Below are 22,678 nucleotides of genomic sequence, written 5' to 3'. Positions count from 1 at the left end.
CGTTCCCGACGTCCGGTGAGTGAACTTCCCCTGTTCGGAGCGCTGGAGCTCGAGACGGGTGACCGGCGGATCGCGCCCGGTTAGCGTTATGCCGCGCCTTTCTTCCGATGACGAGTGAAGTATTTTCGCGGAGGGAGCGAACGGGTGAGTGATGGGGTCCACGTCCCGGCGGCGGCGCAGCACTTCCTGGAGGTGGTGCTGGGCATCGCGATACCAGAAGGATCGGTACCGGGACTTTATGCGATGGCGGACGACTGGGACGACCTGGCGGACGCTCTGGGCGACCTGATCGATGCGGTGGAAGTCGGCGGGGCGGGCGTGGACGCGGCGCTGGTGGGCATGGTCGGCCGGGCTACGGGGCAGTGGTTGGAGAGGCAGGCGCCGGAGGGCCTGCGGGCGTTGGTGTCGGGGGCGCGGGAGTCGTCGAAGCTGACGCGGAACGCGGGCGCGGATGTGGTGAAGACGATCTTCCTGATGTCGGCGATGGCGTTGTTCGCGCTGCTGACGATCGCGGAGCTGCTCTCGACGGTGATCGGGGCACTGCTTGTCCCGGCGGTGGAACTGGGGGCGCTGGCGGCGGTGCGGGCGGTGGTGGCGGCGATGGTCGCGCGGATCCGGGGCTTGACGTTCTCGGCTGCGGCGCGGGGACTGAGACAGGTGGGGGTGCAGGCGGGGAAGTTCGCAGTGCTGGGCGCGGGGCTGATGGGAGGCTTGGACCTGGGGTTTCAGGTCGGGCAGATCGCGTTCGGGGCGAGAGAGGGCCTGGACGGGCGGTCGGTGCTGGGGTCGGTGGTGGGCGGGGCGTTGGGGGGTGCGTTCGCCGGGGTGGTGCACGCGGGCGGCCTGTTCGTGCGGGATACGGCGCTGAGGCTGAGCGAGAAGTCCCCGGGATATGTGCGGGCGGTGGCGCACGCGTTGTACGGCGGTGCGCAGGTGGCGACGGTGGTGGTGACGGCGCCGGCGGTGAATGCGGCGACGGGGTCGCCGCAGGCGGCGTCGTATCTGGGGGCGCTGGGCGCGTTGGGCGCGATGGGTCGCGGCGGGCGTCACGGTGGCGGCACTGGAGTGTCGTCGTCGTTGGATGGGCTGCTGGAGAAGGCGGCGCATCTGCGCCCGCCGTCGATCACCGTCCCCGATGTGACGGACAAGGACGAGCCCGGCGGCCACTCCGACGCCGGCAGCAAGGGTGACAAGCTGTTTTCGCCGGACGGCGAGGGTACTTCCTCGGACCCGCCTCCTCCTTACTCGAGCCGGTCGCCCGAGTTGGAGAGCGGAGTACTCGATGCTCCGGCATCCGACGTCCGGACGTTCGGTGTGGTGTTCGGTTCGGCTGAACCATCCGGACTGGATTCACCGGACGCCGGAGCGGCCGCGGCGGGGGAGCGCGCACCCGGGGAAACACCGATCGATCGGCATACCGGGGCGGCGGTAGTCACCCTCGCGGCTGTGGACGGCGCTTCTTCCCCCGAAACTTCACGCGACGCTGCGGCGGGTGGTCGCCTGGCCGCCGCTCCGGTCCGTGGTGCTCGCGGTCCGGAATCGCCGGCGTTTGCCGGCGGGGGCCGGGCCGAAACGGCGGCGCCGGACCGGCCGCACGTGCCGGCTGCGGCGGACGGGCCGCCGCGCACCGAGACCGCGCCGCGGCTTCGGACCGGAAGCGAAGTTCCGCTGTCCGGACAGGCGGCTGCGACCGACCGGCTGGTGAGTACGGGCCGGGGTACGGCGTCCGGCTACCACGAATCGCGCGACGCGACCAGTTCCTCGCGCGGGTCGGCTCCGGCGGGCCGGGACGAACCGGTGCCGGCCCCGGTTGCGCGCGGTGATCGTGCACGGCCGGCCACCGCGGCCGCCGGACCGAGCGGTGACGGCGGGGACGACACGGGGACGGCCCGGTTGCCCGGTCGCCCGGTCGACCCCGGTTCCAGTGCGGTCACGAAAGCGCCCGAAGGCTCGAGCGCGCGGGCGGAAGAGGCCGGTGTCGACCGGCTCTGGTCCGACGAGGACGAGTCCGACGCCGAGTCCGTGCCGGCGGATGCCGGCCCGGCCGCGCCGGTTCGCGCCGGTGCGGGACCGGGATTCTCCCTCGTCGAGCTGGCGGCGAGGTGGGTCACCGACGCGGAGAACCGGCGGAACCTGGTGAACCTGATCGCCGATCCGGGCTCCGCCCGGCAGGTGAACCTGGCCTGGCACCAGAGCACTGCCGCCGCGCAGCGGACCTACGCCGAAGTCACGGAGATCGGGGGCCTCCGCCGGTTCCACCGGGAAGTCCCGGCGCCCTGGGGGCGTTCGCTGGCGACCGGCCGGATGCCCGCGGACTTCGTGCTGCTGGAGGCGCGGGGGAACCGGTTCGTCGTGCCCCGGCCTGGACAAGAAGCGCAGCTGATGACCCCGCGGCTGCTGGCCGGGGTGCTCGCCCGGACGAGTCCGGCCGGACCTCGTGGACCCCTCGTCGTGCTGACCCGCGACACCGATCCCGCGACGAACGACCGGCTTACCGCGACGCTGCTCGAGGAACTGGTCGCCCTGACCGGCCCGGTTCCCACCTTCGGGTACCAGGGTGCGTTCGGGGTCCGGCGGGACGGGACGTTCTGGTTGCCGGCCGGAGCGGACGTTTTCCGCGGGCCGGAGCTCGAGCTCGAGGATGTCCGCTACCACTCACGAGAGAGCGTTTTCGGCTTTCCCGGCGAAACCGAACCAGACGACCTCGCCCGCGTCGCCGCCTCCGCCGCGGCCGAGGTGGGCGTGGCGGACCCGGTGGTGTTCGTCTCGACGGCCGGTGGACCGGGGCATACACGAGCCGGGGTGGTGAACGGCACGAACGACGTAGAAGGCCACGACGCGGTACGGCTGCTGTTCGAGGACCGGAACTTCCGCGACGCCGTGACGGATCCGGCACGACCGATCGTGGTGGCCTCCGACTTCGCGGGTTCCGGAACGGGATACGGGGACTTCGGGTTCGACTTCGCGCGGGCGCTGCGGCAAAAACACATCTTCAACGACGTGTACGCCCCCACGGGCCCGGCGGCGGGCGGCGGGTTCCGGTTGGTCTCGGGGCTGCACGCGGGTGACGTGCAGGTGGCCCGCATCGCCGACTCGTCGGATGTCGAGTTCATCTACTTCGTTCGCTTCCCCGGCGACGCGGCGATACTGGAGTCCGTGCGCCGCTGGGCACGGACGTCGGAAGCCCAGCAGATGACCACCATGGCCGGGGCGATGTCGGTCAACGGCACCAGGGTCCGGCCGGTCGTCGTGATCTCCCTGCAGACCGGGGGCAGCCACCTGGTCACCCGGTCCGACGGCGAAGCTCGGTTCTTGCCCCCGGCAGGACTGGGGCAGGTGATCCGGCACGACGAGCACCTGCGGCGGATGCTGGACCACCCGATGTCCGGTCTCCATCGGCGAGACCGGGCGCCGGTGCTCCTGATCACTCCCGGCGGCGAAGCGACCGGGATCGAGGAATTCGCCGCGAGTTTCGCCCGGGGTGGCTACGCCCGGGACGTTTACACCCCGGCCGGGGGCGTCAAGAACCTCGGTGATCACGGCGGTTTCGAGGCCGTCGACGGGTGGCTCAAGCCCGTCCTGGCGACCGCACCCGGCCCGGAGCGCGTCCGCCGGTTCGAGTTCGCGATGCCCGGGCTGGGCGGCTACGGCCGCATTTTCCCGTCGCGGGCGTTCGACCTGGCCGGTGGCGTGGCGTCGCTGCTGCGAGACCGGCCGTTGAACCGGCGGCTCTACTTTTCGGAGACCAAGGAACGAGACGCGGCGGGGCAGGAGCGGAGCAAGTGGACGCCGTACCTCGTGCCGTCGGGCCCGCTGACCGACGTCGACCGGGTCCACGGTTCCACCGAAGGAGGGTTCGACTTCTCGCTGCGGACGGAGGATCCAGCGCTGGCCGGCGACCGGGTCAGGCTGACCGGAGCCGCGGCGGACGCCGTTCTCCTGGATCGGGCCCACCTGCCGAGGCTCGCCGACCGTCCCGAACACCGGATGCTCGAGGCGTGCTGGGCCGCTTACACCGACGCAGTTCATGCGCAGAGTCCGTTGCAGCTCATGCATCTTCGGGCGTTGGCCGCCGGAAGCCCGCTGGCGGACCTGGTCGGGCCCACGCGGGAGGTGGGTCGTGAACCGGAGCACGGTTTCGTCCGCGTGCTCCGCGGAGGGCACGTCGTCCGCGCTGACGAGACCGGTACCGAACCGATCCCGCTCGGCGACCTGGCCGCGAACGCCATCCCCCCGGCGCGGGTGACGTCCGGGCCGGGGGGAACCGGGTCGCGGCTCGACGAGGTCCGGCTGGCCGCCCGCCGTGCGGCGAGAGCGGACTCCTGGCGCCGGCGGCACGACGTCCAGCGGGTGAGCGCGCAAATCTTCGTCGGGGGCAACGACGAGTTCGGTGCCTATCATCACGCGCAGGAGGCCTACCGGCAGGCTTATCTCGAGGAGGGACGCCGGCTCGACCGGTTCGGTCTCCCGGCTCCGGGTGAGCCCGTGATCGAAACACGACGCGCTTCCGGCGGCCAGGACGACGCGGCGCGGATCGCGTTCTCGGTCCCGTTCGCCGAACTCGGCGGGACTGCCCTGGCCGAGGACGACCTCGCGGCGTACCCACAGGCGTTCGCCGGGTTGCTCCCCGATCGGCCGGTGGACCTCGCCGCCCGGTACCGAGCCTTGCCCGACCCGTTCGACCGCTTGGCCGAGGCGGGGGCCGACGACCTCGAAGCGATGCTGCTCTGGGGTGAACCGGCCGCGGCGTCGCTCGACGAGCTCCCTGACACGGTCGTGACGGACACCGACGGGCAGGTCAGCCTGATCAACCTGACCACGGATGCCGACAGCGCCCGGTCCGTCCGGAACCTGTGGGAACAGCGGGTGACCGCCCGCAGCCGGCAGCTGCTGGCCGTCAGGCAGCGCGGCGGCGGGTTCCAGGAGACGGTAGCGCCATGGGCCGACTGGCTGGCCGAAGGCCGGGCGCGGCCGATCACCCTGGCCCTGGAGACCGAGGGGGGACGCTTCCGCCTGCCTGCGGCCACCGGATCGGTGCCGGCGGAAACGCTCGCCGCCCGGGTGGCCGCGACGCTCTGGGCGGCCGATCCGGCGGTGCACCGGCCGCTGGTGGTGTTCCACACGGCTCACGACGGCAAGCGTGACGACAAGTTGGTCGGTGCGTTCCTGAAGCACCTGGAGGACATCACCGGTCCCCGGCCGGAGTTCTCCCGGTGGGGAACACTTGCTCCGCGGGAGCTTGACGGCGTCCTGCAGGTCGACGACGAGACGTTCGTCAAGGCCCCGCTGCTGAGCCTGCGGCAAACCCGTCACCACGGAGATGGTGTCGCGTTCGGCTTCCCAAGCGACGACCCCGCTGGGGACGCCGCGCGGGCCCGGGTCCTGGCCGCGGTGTCCGGCGCCGGCGGCCGGAACCCGGTGGTGCTGTTCGCCGCGTCGGGTGGCCGGACGCACGTACGGGTCGGGGTGCGGGGCGGTTCGGTCGACCTGGGCGCGGATGAGGCTGTGCCGCTGCTGCTGGAGCATCCCGGCTTGCCGGCGGCGCTGGCGGACCCCGGGCGCCGGGTGGTCGTGGTCTCGGACTTCGCGGGCTCGGTGGTGGGCTACCGCGAATTCGGTTTCGAGGTGGGGCGTCAGCTGCGGCAGCGCGGCCACTTCAACGACGTCGTGGCACTCGTGGGGCCGGTGAACGGCGAGCCGTCGGATGCGGTGTTCCGTTCGGTGTCGGGCTTGCACGCGGGAGACGTCCGGGTGACGACGATCAGGGACGAGGACGGCGGCGGGGTCCTGCACCTGGTCCGTTCTCCGGACGACGATGCCCTGCTGGACGAGCTCACGCGGTGGGCGCGGACGCCCGGCGCTCAGCACTTCACGGGCTTCACCTCTGCGGTGACGCCAGGCAAGGAGGCGCCTCTCCCGGCGTTGGTCGTGGTGAAGCGCACGGCTGCCGGGACGCTGGCTGTGCGCTCGGACCATGAATCCGTGACTCTTTCGGATCACGAACTCGGGCAGGCCCTCCGGCACAGTGCGGAACTCCGGGAGGTGCTCGGCACCTCGGGCTTCGGGCACCAGGACGACCCGGAGTTCGTCCCCCCGGCTGTCCTGGTGCACTCCGTCGGCGGCGTGGCTGTCTCGGTCCGGGAGTTCCAGGAGAGCTTCGCCCGCGGGGGTTACCAGCGGACGGTCTACGCGCCGCGAGGACCGGCGCGGCTCGTCGACGACGAACGAGGGCTGGTCGTGCCCGGAGGGTTCGACGAGGCCGCTCCGGCTGCCCTGCGGGAAAGCCGGCTGTTCGGGTTCCCTCTCGCCTCCAGCCGCTTCGGCACGTTCGGGCGGGCGTACCCGTCGCTGGCGTTCGACTCCTCCGCGATGGCCGTACCCGCTCTTGCCGACCGCGCGATCCGGCTTCGGATCTACCTCACCAGGGAATCGTCACCGGGGCAACCCGACGGCACGTGGGCCCCCTATCTCGTTCCGGCGCCTTCGCCGACTTCGCTGATCGTGGCTCATGGCTCGCCGACGGGCGTGGGCGTCGCGCTGGGCACCGAGGACCCGATGACCTCCGGGGACCGGCTGACGATCGCCGGCCCGGCCCTGGATTCGATCCTGCCGGAGCGGAATCCGGCTTTGCCGGCCGCGAGCACCTTCTTGCACGCGTGCAGGCTCGGTGCGGCGGAGCCGGTCAGCCAGGTGCGGATGATGCAGGCCCGGACCGAGCGGCCGGAAGGACTCCCCGGACACTTCGTTGCGCCGACGAGCGTGCTCGGACGGCTGTGGGACTACGGCGGGGTGATGAGGCTCGACGACGGCGGTCACATCGCGCGAGGAGACGATCTCGGCGGCGAACCGGTGCCGCTGCGAGACCTCGCCGCGAACCACATCCCGGTCGCACGGGTCCGGTCGGCAGCCGGGCCTGGCGACCACTTGGCCGAGGTGGCCAGGGCCGCCCGGCAGGCAGCCAGGGCCGACTCCTGGCGGCTCCTCAACGGCGCTCCCCGGGCAAGTGCCGAGATCATCGCTCACGGTTCCGATGCCGCGGAGCCGGTCGCCGTTGAGGACGCGTACCGCACGGAATACCTGGCCGAAGCCGCCCGGCTGAGCCGTTACGGCCTCCCCTCGCCGGGCGAGCCCGCCATCAAGGTGACGACGGCCGATGTCGCTCCGGAAGCCGGGATCTCGGCACGGATCGACGTCACGCTCCCGCACCGGGAACTGGGCGGCGCGGCGATCGACTCGGGAGATACCGAGCAAATGTTCACGGCCTTCGCCAAGCTGGCTCCGGCCGAGGAGCGCCCGGCGGCTCCCGAAGACCTGACTGCGGGCGGCCCGCTCGGCCGCGACGTCGACATCTCCTCGGCCACCGCGCTGTTTCTCGCTCCAGGGTCTCCCTCGACGACACCGGAAACCGGCTCGACGCCTCGGGCGGCCACCCGGCGCAAGAGGAATCCGACGGCGAACGACGCCGACCTGGAAGCCGCGGTACGACGCGCTGTCGAGGAAGAGGACAAGAAGACCGTCACCGAGATCATCGCTGCGGTTCGCTCCCGCAACGTCGGCGCCGACGACGCGCGAATCCGCGACATAGTGCACCAAGTCCGCGGTACGACGCCGAGGCTGGTTCCCCGGACCACGGTGGACGACGTGTCGGTCGAGGCCGCCGTGGTCCGCGTACTGGGCCTGGGCATGACGAAGATCGGCGACATCGTGGCCGCGGTGCGAGCCGAAGGCGTCTCCAATGAGGGGCGGATCCGCGACGTCGTGCACCGGGTGCGCGGCACGAAGCCCGGCAAGTGGGGGACGGACGACGCGACTTTGGAGGCCGCGGTACGACGAGTCATCGCGCCGAACATGAAGACGTACGACATCACGTCCGCCGTGCGAGCGCTGGGAGTTTCCGCCGACGACGCGCGAATCCAGGCCATGATCCATCGGGTCCAGGGTACCGAGCCGAGCAGGAGAACCACGGCTTCCGTGAACGACGCGGTCGCGTATCCCGCCGCGTCGAGCAGCGAAGAGCGGGCCAAGCCGGACGACCAGGCACTGGATGACGAAGTGCGGCGAGTGATCAGCGAGAGGAAAACCACATCGCGCAAGGTTATCGCCGAAGCGTTGCGGCAGAAGGGGATCAAGTTCTCGAGTACCCGGCTCATGGAATCGAAGCACCGGGTGCAGGGGACGCAGCCGCGGCCGCGGCACACGGTGAGCGACGCGGAACTGGAGGAGATCGTGCGAGGCTTGATGCCCCTGGGCACCGAGCGCGTGCAGGACGTCGCGGATGCGGTGCGCCAGGCGGGCGTCACCACGGGAGCTTTCCGGATCGATGCGGCGATCCACCGGGTTTGGCCGGCCCGGGCACGTACCCAGCTGTCCAGCGGAGAGGCCTGGGCGAGCACCGAGTTCGAGCAGGTGCCGGAGCACGTGCTGCGGGGCGTGGTCGAGCAGCTGGTGCGCAACGGGGTCCGCGCGGTGCCGGAGATCGCCGGAGCGCTGCAAGCCGGCCGGGTCTACGCGACACCCGAGATGATCACGAGCGTGCTCGCCTCGATCGAGGCGGAGGCGCCCGAGCCCGGGGGTGACCGGCATGGCGATGACGCGACCGAGGCCGGGCAACGCCACAGCGAGAGCGAGGACGTTGCACCGGCGGGTTCCGCCGGCCTGACCATGGCGTACCGCCCGCCACCGGCCCGGGAGCCGGTGGCGGGCGAGAAGCGGAGCGCCGAGGATGCCGTCGGCCGTTCCAAGCGCCGCCTGACCACCAGCACGGACGCGGGCTTCGCCGGAGTTCGCGCCGAAACGAGCACCGGGCCGGCCGGCCTGGGGACCGACCAAGCCGCGGACACGAGCCGGCTGCCGGAGGGTGCGACCCCAGAGGACGTGGACCGGTGGGTGCTGGCGAGGCTGGATACGGGAGCGTCTCCAGCCGACGTCGCCGCCGCCTCCGGTGGACGGGTACCCGCCCATCGAGCGGCCGCATTGTACAACACGGCTCCCGATTCCGGTGCCGAAAGCCGTGGAGAAGCACTGCCGGACGGGACCTTCTGGGAGGATCAGGGACGGCGCCGGACGAACTGGCCCGCGCCTGCCGACGAGGATCTGCCGGAGCTGTACATCTCCCACGCCATCCGGCACGGGCTGCGCCCCATCGAGGGAATGGACGACCTGTTCCACTGGCGTGATCCGGCCGATCCGCTGTACCGCGTCGCTCCCGCGTTCGCAGGGCCCGACGGAGACCTGCACCCGGAAGTGCGCAGGCGGGCCGGCGAGATCACCGCGAAGATCGTCTTCGGCAAGTCCGAGCTCAAGGGAATCGCCGAAGATCCAGCCGACCCCCGGCTGCCGGAGGCCGCCGCCCGGCACCTGGACAAGCTGTGGCCGAAATTGGAACGCCGGATCGCCGATGAGATCCGGCGCGTGGTGCGCACTTCGGTCAACCCCACGCCGGACAGCGTTCGTGAAGCGCCGTTACGACCTGTGGACGACCGTCAGCACGTCTACGTCGGACGTGTCAAGAAAAATCACGTCGCCGCGCACGAACCAGGGCTGGTCCACCAGCTGGGCCTGTTCCTCGCGCACGTCCCCGGGAGTGTGCCCGGCAAGAACCAACCGACGCTCGCAAACGGACACTTCATCGGCATCTACGCCGGCGCGCACTTCGGCAAGCTCTACGTGACCGCGAAGCAGAAGGGCCCGCGTCGGCGGATCGAAGAAGAGTGGGGGGAGCGGCACCCTGCCTACCCCGCCTACCACATGGCGGCGGGCCGCGAGCGTGATCCGGACCTGATGAGCAGCGAGGGCGCCGCGAACTCGACGGCTTTCGCCAACTCCGCCACCGACCCGGAGACGGGTGAAGGGGACGACGCTCGGATCAACACCGTCTTCCTCGGGGTCGAAGTGTCCCTCCCCGACAGGAACAACCCCGGACGCACGGTGAAGGTCGGCGCCACCGTCTTTGTCGCTTTGGACAACGCTTTCGATCCCGAGGCCAATCCTTACGGCCTCATCCTGGCCGCCTACGGCGAGCAGTACGAATTTCCCGAACCTCAGGTCAAGGCCGAACCTGAGGAGTGACCGTTCGCCCGCTCAGGGGCTACCGGGCCACCAGCGCGACAGTTCCCTGATCGCCCGGATCCGCAGGTGTCCCACGAAACGATCCACCAGAATCTCGAGGTGCAGGGCGGAGGCCGAACCGGCCGCCTGCCTGCGCACCGGCCGCGCGCTGCGACGCCCGTGACAGATGCCCGGCGGGCGCCGCACGGCCGGCGGCAAGAGCACCGGGATGGTCCCGATCTCCGACCGTCCGGCCGAGGTCGTGATCGCGGTCGTCCGGACCTGCCTGGGCAGCTGCGCGGGTCACTGGCCTGGGACCAGGGCGCCGAGCCGGCCCGGCACGCCCGGGTCACTCCGGCTGCCGGCCTGGCCGGCTAGGTGCGCGACTCGCGCTCGCGGCAGCAACAGAAACACCAACGGCCTGCTGCGCCGGTACTTCTCCACCGGCGCTGATCTCTCGGTCCACACTCGAAGCACCTGGCTACCGTCGCCGCCGAACTCAACGGCCGCCCGCGAGAGACACCCGGCTGGGACGCTTCGCCGAACGCCTCGGCTTGCGGCTGTCCACAACGGAGCCCGTTGCAGCGGCCACGTGAATCCACCCCTTCATTGCCGCTCACGAGCCGGACGACTCCGGCCGGTCCTCGCCGGACGAGCCGTCCGCGGGGGCCGTGCTTTCGTCCGCGGGGGCGTCGCGCGGAGCGGTCTGCCCGGCCTGCCGGCGCAGGGCAGGGCCGGTGGCCTGGCGGCTGTCGCGGGACGTCCAGGACGAAGACTTCTCGTCCGCGTTCATCCGGTCACCGGAGGACGACTCCGCCTCGCCCTCCGAGACCGAAGGTAGCTCGGCCACGGGCCTTGCCGGTTGGGGGCGACGGGGAAACTCCTGCGCGATTTCGGGCTCGTGGCCCAGGACGACGGCACCGGGCACCGGGTCCGCACCGAGGTCCAGGACTCGCGGGCCGCCGGCGGTGACCTCGACCGGAACTCCGTGGCCGAAACTGGTGACCCGGTGCGCGAGGCCCGCCGTGCGGGCGAGCCGCTGGACGGCGGCCGCGTGGCCGTCGCCGGCCCCGCCGACCAGCCGGAGCCGCTCCACGGACACGTGCGGTACCCCGCCCGACCGGAGGCTCGCCACCACCGCGGTGAGGTAGTTCACCAGCGAGCTGTCGGGCATGGGCCACGCCGGACCGTGCCAGCGCGGCTCGGCGAAAACGCCGAGCCAGGTGCTCACCGGATTGGTGCGGACGAGCACGTCGAAGGCCTCGAACCGGTCCGCGGGGAGGCCGGCGTACGCCGCCTCGACAGCGTCCGCTTCCGCACGGGGAAGGAACGCCGCACCGGCGACCGTTCCGTCCGACGTGCGCAGCAGCCGGGCCGGAAGCCGTTCACCGATCGCTTGCCGGGCCGCCTCGACCAGTGCGTCGGGCTCGAGGAGGGGGAGCGTCACCGGGTCTTCGTCCCGGAACAGCCGGAAGGGTTCGCCGTTGCGGAAAACGTGCCAGCCGTCCGCGGAGGCCGCCAGCACCACGGCTCCGGGAACCGTCAGCGACAGCTGCGCCGGGACGCTGCTCCGTCGCGCGGGGTCCGGGGCTCCGGGCAAGAGCGGCTCGCCGCGCAGCACGAGGACCGCTCCGTAGTCCGGCGACAGCCGGTCCGCGACCAGCTTGCCGAAATCGTACGCGTCGATCGTGCCGGACGGCGTCCGGACGGCGCCCCAGCCCGCGTCCGGCGTGAACTCGACGAAGTGAGCGTGCCGGATCACCGGCAGGGCGGCGAGGGCGTCCCGCCCGGCGACGGCGGATTCCGGGCCCGTGATGTGGAGGTTGCCGTCGGTGCTGGTGAACCCGTGACTCCACAGTGGAACGTCCGGGGCGCGTCCGGTCCGCGCCGCCGACTCGGCGTGGATCCCCGCGAGCGGCTCGGCCATCGCGAGCGTGGGCTCGAGCAACCGCACCAGATCGCGCACGCGTGCCGGATCCTGGGCGTTCGCCGACCGCTCCGGCTGGTCGAGCAGGTCCTCGACGAGAACTCGCCGGGCCGGATCGGCCGCCGCCCGGAGCACGCCGAGACTCAACTCGGCCAGCACCTGGATCCGCCCGGGGTCCGACCGGGCGGGACCGTTGTCTCCCAGCCGGAAGGCGATCGAGCCGGGCCGGTCGCCGAAACCGGCCCGGGTGAAGTCGACCGTCTCGTTCCCGGCCGGGCTGAGCGCGTGTACGTCACGGGCCGAGGTCACGGCGCCGGTACCGGTCAGCGGCAGGGGATTCGGCCACGCGCGCCGCACCCCGGCGTCTCCGGCCCCGGCAGAGCGGTCGGCCAAGCCGTGCAAGATGTCGCCGTGCTCGGCCATGATCCGGGTGACCCAGTAGTAGGTTTCCGGATCGCGAGCGCCGTCCAAGTCGACGTGGAGCACAACACCGAGGTGCCTGCGGGACTCCCTGGCGAGGCGGCGAGCGGCGTCCAGAGCGTCCGGGAGCTCGCGCCACGGGTCGTCGGCGGGCCGCCGCATCGGCGACATCAGGGTGTCCTGGTTCAGTGGACCTTCGGGCAGGAAGGTCCACCGTGAGAGGTCGTCCGGGGCACGCCTGCCGGACGCGGCTGTCGCGTAGCCGACCTGCTGCAGCGCCTGCCGGGTGAACGGCGGCAGCGGTTCGCCGGCGGTGGCGTGACCGGGCCGGTGGAGGACGAGGGAAAACCCGATCCGGGCGGCGGGTGAAGAAGTCAGCCCGCCCGGCACACCACCGGAGTGGAAGGGGACGAGGTGGCCGTCGCGCGGAACGGGTGCGTCCGCGACGGCTTGGAACCGGTCTTCGAACTCTTCTCCGGCCGCCTTTTCCCGCGCGGGCATCGGGACTGGTCGTTCGTCGCGTTCGTGCGCCGGCCCGGACGACACCGGCACCACCCCGGCGCCGCGGGATGCCTCGACCTGCTCGTAAGACGGCACCAAGTCGCCGCGAGCCATCGCCGGTTCCCGCACGGCCCGGGCCACGAACAGCTCCGGCACGTAGGCCTGGCGGCGCTGCCCGGCCGCGGCCGGCTCGAAACCCGGGATGTGAGCCAGCTCGGGCACCGTGGGCGCCCAGCTGGGCGGAGCCTTCACGTAGGTCGGCAGGTCGTCGTTCCCGGCGATGATCGCTTCCTCGTCGGCGGCGACGGTCAGGTGGCGCAACGCCACCCCGTCGGTGCGGCCGGCCGCGAACGCCGTCCCCAGGTGCGCGGGCAGCAGCCGGGGAGCCTGGCCGGTCTCGTACCTGATCCAGCCCGCCGAGCTCGGCAGGTACACCTTCAGGCTGGGATCGTCGTCGACGAAGGTCTCCGCGATACTCCGGCCCGGCAGGGTCTCCGCTTCGCGGCTGTCGCTCTCCACCAGCAGGGCCAGGCGACGTTCGTCATCGGGGAACTGCAGGCTGCGCAGCACCGCGGGCACGAACTCGCGAGGGGTGAGCGCCGCGCCGTTCCACGTCCGCACGACGTCGGTTTCCGGATCCACGGTGAAGGAGACCGTCGCTCCCTGAGGAAGCGGCCGCATTTGTGACACAGTCCCGGCGACGGACGCGGTGTTCTGGTGCGGACGGGGGAACACCAGCTGGCTGTCACCGGCCAGGAGCGACGCGTGGGCGGCAATCTCTCCGGCGGGCGCCTGCCAGGGTGCGGTCCAGCCGGCCAGCTGGGCCACCCGTTCCGGCATCCGGCCGCCGAGTTCGGTCAAGTCCAGGAATTCCAGGAGTTGACGCCACCGCTGCTCGAATGTGGTGACGGCCGGGTCGGCCAGCAACGCCGGCCGCCGGAGGGCAGCGGCGATCCGGTCCGCTTTGGCCGGATCCTGCGCTGTCTCGAAGATCGCGGTGCTGATCGCCGTCTGGACCTGCAACGCGCCCGGTGACGAAACCGGGCTCCAGAACTGGAACATCACGCCTTCGTCCTGGTACCGCAGGGCGTAGCCGGGCGAGGACGATCCCGGCAGGTCGTCGAGCCGCCGGACCTCGCGCGGGTCGGCCGGCCACGGCAGGGGCCGGGCGCCGGTGAGATCACGGTGCCCGTGGCGGTTGCCGAGTTCGTTCGCCAGCCAGTACAACGGCGCTTCGAACGCCTTGACGATCTGGCCGGTCCTGGCCGCGGTCGCGACGTCCGGGGTCGTGCCCCGGAAGCCCACGACTATCCTCGGCCTCGCGGCATAACCCCATTCGTCACGCAGCTTGGTCAGCACGGAGGCGGTCTGCGACCAGTCGAAGGTGCTGCCGTCGGTGGTCTGCGTCCGCACTTCGGAGTAGCGGTCGTCGACCTTCCAGCTCGGCGCTCCGGCGATCAAGGTCTGCAGCCGCCGGCGGAACAACTCCGTGCCGCCCGGATGCGGGCCGTCGAATTCGAGCAGGACCGCGAGCGGGTTGGGCGACGACATCATGCCGCCCGGAATCCCGCCGGCGTCGAAACCGATCGGGTCGGCGTGCCCCGGCCGGGTGCTCCCGGTCGAGACCCGGTCGTGGATGTCGCGCAACGGTGTGGCGTGGGTCCGGTTGTGCCGGATGGTCACCCCGCGCTGCTGCTCCGCAGAAGAACCGTGGCCTCCGCTGTTCGCGACCAGCTTCGCTTCCAGCTGGTGGAACGGCGGCAGGTCGGCACCGGGCTCGGCCGCGGCGGCCGCGTGCAGTTCCCGGAAGCTCTGCGCGAGCTCCGACCGGACGTCCTTCGCGCGCAACTCCCCGACATCCCCGACGAGGACCGCCGTTCCGCCGTACCCGGTGATCTCGACCGGGTCCATCCGGTCGCCGCCGCGATAGGTGGTCACCAGCTCGTCGAACAGTCTCCGCGCGATGTTCTGCCGCACCACGGTCCGCTGGACCTCACCCAGCCGGTGCTGTCCGGAATCGAAGGCGAGCTGCATCCCGGTTTCGCCGAGGACGACGGCGCCGGGGGTGGGGGCTTCGCCGGGTGCGAGAACGCGGCGGCCCCGATCGACGGAGATCTCGACGGCGCGGCCGTGGGCATAACCGACCACGTCCCGGGTGTAGCCCGCGCGGCGGCCGAGGTCCTCGATCGCGGCCGCGTGCGCGGTGCCGGAACCGCAGTCGACCAGTTCCAGGGTGTGCCAGGGCAGCTGGGCTTCCCCGAGGTGGTCGAGGCTGGTCCTGAGGTTCTCGAGCCGCCGAGAGAAGCCCGCGTCGCTGACCGGCCGCGCCGTACCGGTCGTCGCCGGTTCGGTGATCCCGGCGGGGGTGCGGTGGAACACCAGCTGGAACCCGGCCGCACCGTCACCGGCGCCGCGGGCGTATGCCCGCTCGACGACGTCGGCTTCGTGCGGGGGCAGGAAGGCGGCCCCGACGATGGTCTTGTCGGCCGACCGGAGCAGCCGCGCCGGCACGGGTTCGTCGTGCACCGGTGATCCGGCGCCCGGGTGCCCGGCCACGGCGGCGGTCGTTGCCGCGATGTCAGGCTCGGCGGTGTGGGCGACAGCCGCGTCCGGAGTGTGCGCTCCAGTGCCGTCCGCGGACGTGACGGGCCGGGTGACGTCACCTTCGAGATGGTGGCTGAGCTGCGGTGAGAGCCGCGGTCCTGCGGCGGCCCGGCCGGCCGGGCCGGCACTCACCACCGCGGAGCCTGCCGGTGTGGAGGCTCCCCGCGCGGCCGTGCCGTCGATGACAGCGGCCGGCACGACGGAGGCTGTGGTTCCCGGCCTGCCGTAGCCGATGGTCGTGCTCGCGGCGGGCCGGGCCGCGGCTCGGCTGGTCTGTTCCGCGGGGGCGAGGCTCGCGGCGGCGTGGTGCGCCGCTTGTTCGGTGCCGGTGCCGGTGCCGGTGCCGGTGGCGATGACGGGCGGAGGACCACCGGTGGTGGCCGTGGCGAGGAGACCGCCGGACACCGTGCCGGTGGTATAGACGGTGCCGATGACCTGGCCGGATGGGAGGAGGGCCGGTGTGTAGGCCGGTGGCGGTGTCGTATCGGCCGGCTGTTCCGCGACTGGGGTGTACGCCGGCGGTGCGATGTCGGCGTCGCCACCTTGCCGTGCCGGCTCGGTGACCTCGGCGATCGCGGAGGTGTTGTCCTTGCCCGTCGTCAGCGTGGTTTTCTCCGTGCCCGCGCTGGGTTCTTCCGGCTTTTCACTGCCGGCAAAAGACTTTTCGCCGTCGCCGCCCGGAATGGTCACCACCGGCGGCTTCTCCGTCATGACCGCCTGCAGCCGATCGTCCAGCGACGCGCCATCACCACCGGATCGGCCTCGACGGCCGCCACCCAGCCCGCCGACGGCCCCCAGCGCACCCAGCCACGGTGACGCCCCCGGCGACTGCCCCGACGCCGCGTTCACCGCCGGCGCCGACATGACCGCCGTCAAGACCTGACCGGTCGCGTAGGACACCTGCCCCACGCCACGCACGTACCGCGGTAACTGTCCGCCCAGCTCGGTCGCCGCGCCCGTAGCCACGTTCCGCACCGACACCGCGACACCGTGGAACACGCCCGCGAACGCGCCTCCCACCGCGCCACCGACGAACGAACCGAGCAACGACCGGGTGTCGAGGCCGTCGCGTTCCCCGGCCAGGATCTGGCCTCCCTGGATCGCGAGGTCCAGCCCACCCATCAGACCGCCACCCACCGCAGCGAACTTCGCCGCAGATGTCCCGGCTTCCAGCCCCACCTTCGCGGCACTCCGCAACGCGAGGCGCGCGACCTCACGCGGGGCCATCGCCAGCAACCGCGCGGTCAGGGCCTTGAGCACCGCCCACAACGAAACCCGGGCCGCCGCTTCCACCGCGGGCACGAAGGGAATGCCGATGATCGAGGTCAGCAATTCCAGTACGGCCAGCAGGGTGATCCCTGCCATGATCCCGAGCAATGCTTTGGTCTTCACCACATCGGCGCCGGCGTTCTTCGCCATCTTCGCCATCTCCGCGGCACTCGACCGCAACTCCGTCACACCCGAGGCCGCGCCCCCGGACAGCCACTCGCCCAGCGAGTGGCCCGTTTCACCCACCAGAGCCGACAGCACACCCGGACCACCCGTTCTCAGGGCCGCCTCCAGGTTGTCCAGCGCCACGATCAGCTCACGCCACTCTCGGGACAACGCCTTGAAGGCGTCGGAATCGCCCTCCGGCCACGGACCTCCCAAAACGACTTCGAGAAACTTCTGCAACTCCGCCGGCAAGCGATCGACGTCCTGACTCACCTCACACCACCTGCCCTTACAAGGTTTCTCCGAGAATCGCAAGCCGGATCCGTTGCCGGCACGCACCAGAACCCAGCAAGCGCCTTCGGCAGGCCGGTCGCGGACTCCGCCTCGGGAAAACCCCAACCTGCAGGGGAAACATCCACGAATCGCGAACTGTCCACACAGGATCAGTCACCGACGGCGAGTGCGTGTGCGGCCCGTCACTCCGTCGTCTGCTTCCCATCGGGGTGGCTGTGCTCGATGGCGCCCGCAACCTGTGTGACGTGGGGTGGCACGAACATGCTGAAGTGGTTCCCGCTCACGGGAAACACCCGGACCTTCGCGACATCGACGTGCTCCCAGCCGTTGGCGGGACTGTCGAGGTGGAGCTTCAGGCCGAAGTGCGCCGAAGGCATTGGTGCGAACCCGCCGACCGTCTTCAGGACGTGCACGGTCAGATCGGACGGTGGGAAAGCGTAGCTGGCGTAGGCGTGGAGCGAACTGAGCTGGACCTCGACGATGGCCGCCAGGTGCTCGTCGTAGCGAGCCGGCTCTGTAGCGCCGAGTGCCCGGGCCAGAGCGTCGCGCTGCCCGGCGAGCGGCGCGTCGAAATCGATGCCGCAGTCGCACGTGCCGGTGGCAAGGCACGCCATGTGGCGCACGACGGCTTGGTCCCGCAGCGCACCCGCGACGTCGTCGTCGGGCGGTTGCTGCCCGGCGACGGCCACGAAGGTGTCGAGGAGCAGCACCGGAGAGACCTCCGCTCCCGCCGCGCGAAGCTGCCGTCCGATCTCGTAGGCGACGACGCCGCCGAACGAGTGGCCGCCGATCCGGTACGGGCCTTCGGGCGACAATGCCTTGATCTGCTCGACGAAAGCCTCGGCGATCGTCTCGACGTCGTCGAGGGGCGCTCCGGTCCCGTCAAGCCGGCCGGGGATCTCGAACGGGAGCAACGGCCGCTCCGGTCCCAGCGAAGCGGCCAGCGGGCGCAAGTAGGCGCCGGAAGCCCCGATGCCGCCCACGCAGAAGAAGGGGCGAACACCCGGGCTGAAGGTTTCACGTACACGTTTCGCCGCGAAAGGTGCCTCGCCTTCGGCGAGGTAGCCCGCGACGGCGTCGATGGTCGGCAGCTGGAGGAAAAGCGTATGCGGAACGCGGAAGCCCAGGTAGGTCGACAGATCGGACATCAGGCCCGCGAGCGCCAGCGAGCCGAGCGGAAGCTCGGAGAGCGGCGCCCGGGGGTATGCCGTGCCGGCGGTGGCTTCGGCGACGGACCGGACCAGCCACGCGCGGATCTCGCCGCTCGTACGGCCGACGGGGCGCTGGGGTTCGCCGGCCGCGGCCGCCGCGGCGTCCCGGCCGGGGAATGCGCGATGGACCAGGTCCAGCGCGTGACTCATCGCGCACTCGACGGACTCGAAGCCCAGCACCCCGCCGGTGAAGTAGGTGTGCCGCTCGCCCTGCCGTGCCTCCAGGTCCTCCAGCACCCCGGCCCGCACGTCGGCGCTGGTGAAGTGCGGCATGAGGAACCAGTCGCGGTGCAGGTGAGCGCGGAAGTCCTGCGCGCCGCAGGCTGCGAGGTCGCGTTCGAGCTGCCCAGCCGTGTCCTCGCCGAGGTAGGAGTAGCAGGTGTAGACGTCGCTGCCGGGGTACCGGTGCTGGAAGCCGACGCAGTGCCCGCGGTCCACGGAGCTGTCCGCGAACTCCCCGAGCAAGTAGAAGGCGTCCTGGGGCAGCCCGGTCGCGGTGGCCACGGTCGTGCGGTACCCCTGGTACCGCACCCGCCGGGCCACCTCGTGCTCGGCCGCCGAGGCGTCGAGGACCCCGGCGATCCGGTCCGGCGGCACCGCGATGACCAGGTCGTCCGCTTCGACGACGCCGCGGTCGGTGCGCACGACCACGCCGCCCCGCGCGGTGTCGTGGCGGGTGACGGCCAGCACGGTCGTGTTCACCCGGACGTCCGCCAGGTCTTCGGCGACTCGTTCCCACAACGCGCCGAATCCACCCTTGACGGTGAAGCGGGCCTCGATCGCCTCCGCGCTGGGCACGGTGTCGGAGAGCAATCCCGTCGTCTCGGCGTACTTGACGAAGTAGAGCGCGGGAAGGTCGTCGTCCGGGAAGCCGTAACCGGCGCTCGTGTAACCGAGCCCGAACGTGGTGTACATCGCCTGCAAGTCGTTCTCGGCGAGCCACTCGGACAGCGGGGCGGCCAGGGCCGCGGCCGAGTGGGCCAGTCCCGGTTCGCCGATGCGCGGGAACCGCGCGGCACGCAGAGCTTCGTAGCGCTCGACGGAACCGTCCGTGAAGAAGCGCATGTCGGTGGTGGTCCGGCCGGACGAGCCGGTGCTCAGCACCAGCTCGGCCGGCGTCGGTTCGGTGCCGACACCGAGTTCCGCGGCGAGCGCCGCCAGCGTGCGGTAGCGGCCGGTGCAGATGTGCGCGCCGAGATCGTGGGGATGCCTGTCGACGTCGACGGAAGTCGCCTTACCGCCGACGTGCCCGGCGGCCTCCAGCACGATGACGCGGTGGCCGGCGCGCTCCAGTTCCCGGGCCGCGGTGAGGCCGGCCGGGCCGGCTCCGATGACGCACACCGTGCGCGGGGCGAGGGCGTGCCGGGGCGGGCGCAGCAGGCCGGCCAGCTGCGGCGGGAGCGGCTTGCCCAGCCGGGCCAGTGAGGTCATCCGGTAGATCAGCGCACGCAGGTGCCCGAGCGACGCGGTGGATCGAGGGGATCGCGCCAGCGCGACGCCGAATCCCGCCGGCGCCAGCGCGGGGTCGAAGGCGAGCGCGTCGGTCGTCTCGTCCGGGAGCGGCTCGTCGAACCGGATCCGGGCCAGGTCCGTCCACCGGTACTCGCCGGGCCAGGGCTTCGTGGCGTCGAGAGCGTCCTCGAGCCGCCGCGGATCGGCTTCGACCGGGCGGAGCCGGATCTGGAGCACGCAGCCGAAGCCGCCCCCGCTGAGACGATCGCGTAGTTCGTCCCGCAGGGCGGTCGGAGCTCCGGTCTCCTCCGCCGGGCGGGCGACGGCCTCGGGTGGAGTCGGCGGCCACCACTGGGTGCCGTGGTCGTAGTGACCGGGCCGCACCGGTTCGTCCGCGGGCCGGACGCGGTACCGGGCCAGCCACCGGGAGCCGTCCGCGGCGGTGAACACGCGTGGTGCCTGGCTGTGGAGTTCGTAAGTCGCGTAGGACACAGCGACGCGTTCGGTGTCCCACAACGCCGTGCGCAGCCTCGGCTGCGCGTCGAGGACCTGGTCCCGTTGCGCGGCCGAACCCGCGGTGAGATCTCGGAAGCTGCTCGCGTCCGGCGCGAAGAACACTTCACCGGTGTTGAAGGTCAGGTCGAGCAGGCCGGCGGATTCGTCGCCGAGCAGCCGCAGCGAGAGGCCACGCACCGAGACTTCGTGGTCGTCGGCACCCTGGGAGTTGCTGTACCGCCCGAGGACGGGAAAGACGCGGCCGGGGCGGAAGAAGTCCTGTGCGGGCACGGCCGGATCGGCCACAACGCGCAGAGTGCCGCGCGCACCGATCGAGGCCGGATGGAGGAACCGGGTGCCGTGGCGCGCCGAGTACGCGACCAGGCCGGACAGGTCGATGAGGACCTGCCGGAAGTCGTCGTCGATGTCGTACAGCCGGGGGTCCTCGGGACCCGAGGCCACGACGAGGCCGGCGTTCACCGGGCCTCCTGCGGTCCACGGCCGGTGGAGCGGAGAGCGTGGAGAAGGGCGTTCGAGTACACGAGGGTGCCGTCCAGGAACGCCGCTTTGGCGACCTGGCGCCGCAGCTTGCCGCTGGTGGTCTTCTCGGCGAAGCCGGGCCGGCCGATCAGCAGGGTGTCGATGGTGATCCCGTGGTCACGGCTGGCCCGTGCGCGCACTTCGGCCCAGATGGCCAGGGCCGCCTCGCGCGCGAGCTGCCGGGCGCGTGTCTCGAGCAGGAGGACGACGTGGTCTTCACCGGAGCCGCCGTCGACGGAAAACATCAGCGTCCCGCCGGGCCGCACCAGCGGGTCGCAGTCACGGACGCTGTCTTCGACATCGCCGGGGTGGACGTTGCGGCCGCCGACGATCATCAGGTCCTTGATCCGGCCCGTGACGAACAGTTCGCCGTCGAGCTGGAAGCCGAGGTCGCCGGTGCGGAGGTAGTCGCGGGACTCGGCCACGCCGGTGAGCCGGGCGTGGAAGGTGTCTGCGGTCGGCTGCTGCTGGTTCCAGTACCCGGCGGCGGTGGTCGCCGAGTGCACCCAGATCTCCCCGACGCGCAGCGGTGGGCACGGCAGGCCGGTGTCCGGGTCGACGATCCTGATGTCGTCCCCGGCCTTGCTCGACTTCCCGCACCCGCGCAGGACGGTGGCGTGCGGGCCGGCATCGGACACCACGACTTCACCGGCGGCCAGGGAGGTCTTGTCCAGGAGCACCCGGCCCTGGCCGCGATTGGTCACGCTCGCGGTGTTTTCGGCGAGACCGTAGGCGGCGAAGAAGACGTCGTCGCGCAGTCCGGAAACGGCGAACGCCGACTGGAACTCGCGGGCGGTGCGGTCCCGGACCGGCTCGGCCGCGCAGATCGCCATCTCCAGCGAGCTGAGGTCCCACTCGCTCCGCTGCGCTGCGGTCGTCTTGCGCACGGCCAGGTCGTAGGCGAAGTTCGGCGCGGAGGTGACCGTCGCGCCGACCCGGGACATGACCGCGAACCACACGGCGGGATCGCGCAGGAAGGTCAAGGGGGACATCAGGTGCGTCGCCGAATTACCGCTCACCGTGCTGAGGATGACGTTGATCAACCCCATATCGTGGTACTGCGGGATCCAGAACACCCCGCGTGTCCCGTCGTGCAACCGCAGGTCGGTGACGTTGGCCGCGAGCTCGTGCGCGATGTTCCCGTGCGTGACCACGACACCTTTGGGTGTTCCGGTCGAGCCCGAGGTGTACTGCAGGAACGCCGTCTCGGCCGGGGAAACCGGCTCGTGCCAGGGCTCCGCGCCCTCCGATCGCGGCAGCCGGCGATCGGTCCGGTGCCACGACAGCTGCGGGACGTCTGCGGTGGCGCGGCCGAAGAACCCCGCCACGGCCGCGACCTTGCGCGCCCGGTCGTACCCCGAGTCCGTCAGCGCGAGACGGGCGCCGCAGTCGGTCAGAATCTTCGCGAACGTGCGCATCGCGCGATCGGGCCGGACCGGGTCCGGCGGGTACACCGGAACCGGCACCACACCGGCCGCGAGGCAGCCGGTGAAGGCGGTGACGAAGTCGAGCCCGGGTGGGTAGACGAGGACGGCTCGATCACCCGGTACGGCTCCCCAGCTGCGGAGCGCTTGCGCGACCTCGTCCGTGGCCTCGGTGAGTTCACCGGCGGTGAGGGTCTTGCCGTCTTCACCGTCGTCTTCCACCCAGGTGAAGAGCGGACGGTCCGGATTCGTGGCGCGCAGCGCCTCCAAGACCGTCGGAAGCGTGGCCGAGCTCGTCATGCTTCCAGCGTGCGCGCGCAGTCATCCGA

Annotated in this window: 4 protein-coding genes; 1 reads left to right on the top strand and 3 read right to left on the bottom strand. The window is 71.6% G+C overall.

Translation table 11 applies throughout. From position 1 onward, the window contains the following. Positions 1–144: 144 nt before the first annotated feature. The gene (locus MUY22_RS01445; RefSeq protein WP_247056174.1) at positions 145–10,068 is read left to right on the top strand and encodes a hypothetical protein; all 9,924 of its coding nucleotides are present in this window, start codon (positions 145–147) and stop codon (positions 10,066–10,068) included. A gap of 595 nt (positions 10,069–10,663) precedes the next feature. On the opposite strand, the gene MUY22_RS01435 is transcribed toward MUY22_RS01445, so the two are convergent. From MUY22_RS01435 to MUY22_RS01425, 3 genes are all read right to left on the bottom strand, one after another. Further along, positions 10,664–17,248 carry a hypothetical protein gene (locus tag MUY22_RS01435; RefSeq protein ID WP_247056172.1) on the bottom strand — a complete coding sequence of 2,195 codons (6,585 nt, stop codon included), beginning with the start codon at positions 17,246–17,248 and terminating at the stop codon, positions 10,664–10,666. A gap of 161 nt (positions 17,249–17,409) precedes the next feature. Then, on the bottom strand, positions 17,410–20,865 hold the full coding sequence (locus MUY22_RS01430) for an FAD-dependent oxidoreductase (RefSeq protein WP_247056170.1): 3,456 nt from the start codon (positions 20,863–20,865) through the stop codon (positions 17,410–17,412). Further along, positions 20,862–22,649 (bottom strand): fatty acyl-AMP ligase, encoded by a 1,788-nt coding sequence (locus tag MUY22_RS01425; RefSeq protein ID WP_247056168.1) that lies wholly within the window; start codon positions 22,647–22,649, stop codon positions 20,862–20,864. Before MUY22_RS01425 ends, MUY22_RS01430 begins: the two co-directional genes overlap by 4 nt. Positions 22,650–22,678: the final 29 nt, after the last annotated feature.

Source organism: Amycolatopsis sp. WQ 127309, from assembly GCF_023023025.1.
Taxonomy (GTDB): domain Bacteria; phylum Actinomycetota; class Actinomycetes; order Mycobacteriales; family Pseudonocardiaceae; genus Amycolatopsis.
Note: the sequence above shows the minus strand (reverse complement) of the source record. Positions and strands in the feature narration are given on the sequence as shown.

Excerpts from the sequence above, each read along its gene's own strand:
- MUY22_RS01425 (WP_247056168.1), bottom strand. The coding sequence starts at position 22,649 with ATGACGAGCTCGGCCACGCTTCCGACGGTCTTGGAGGCGCTGCGCGCC.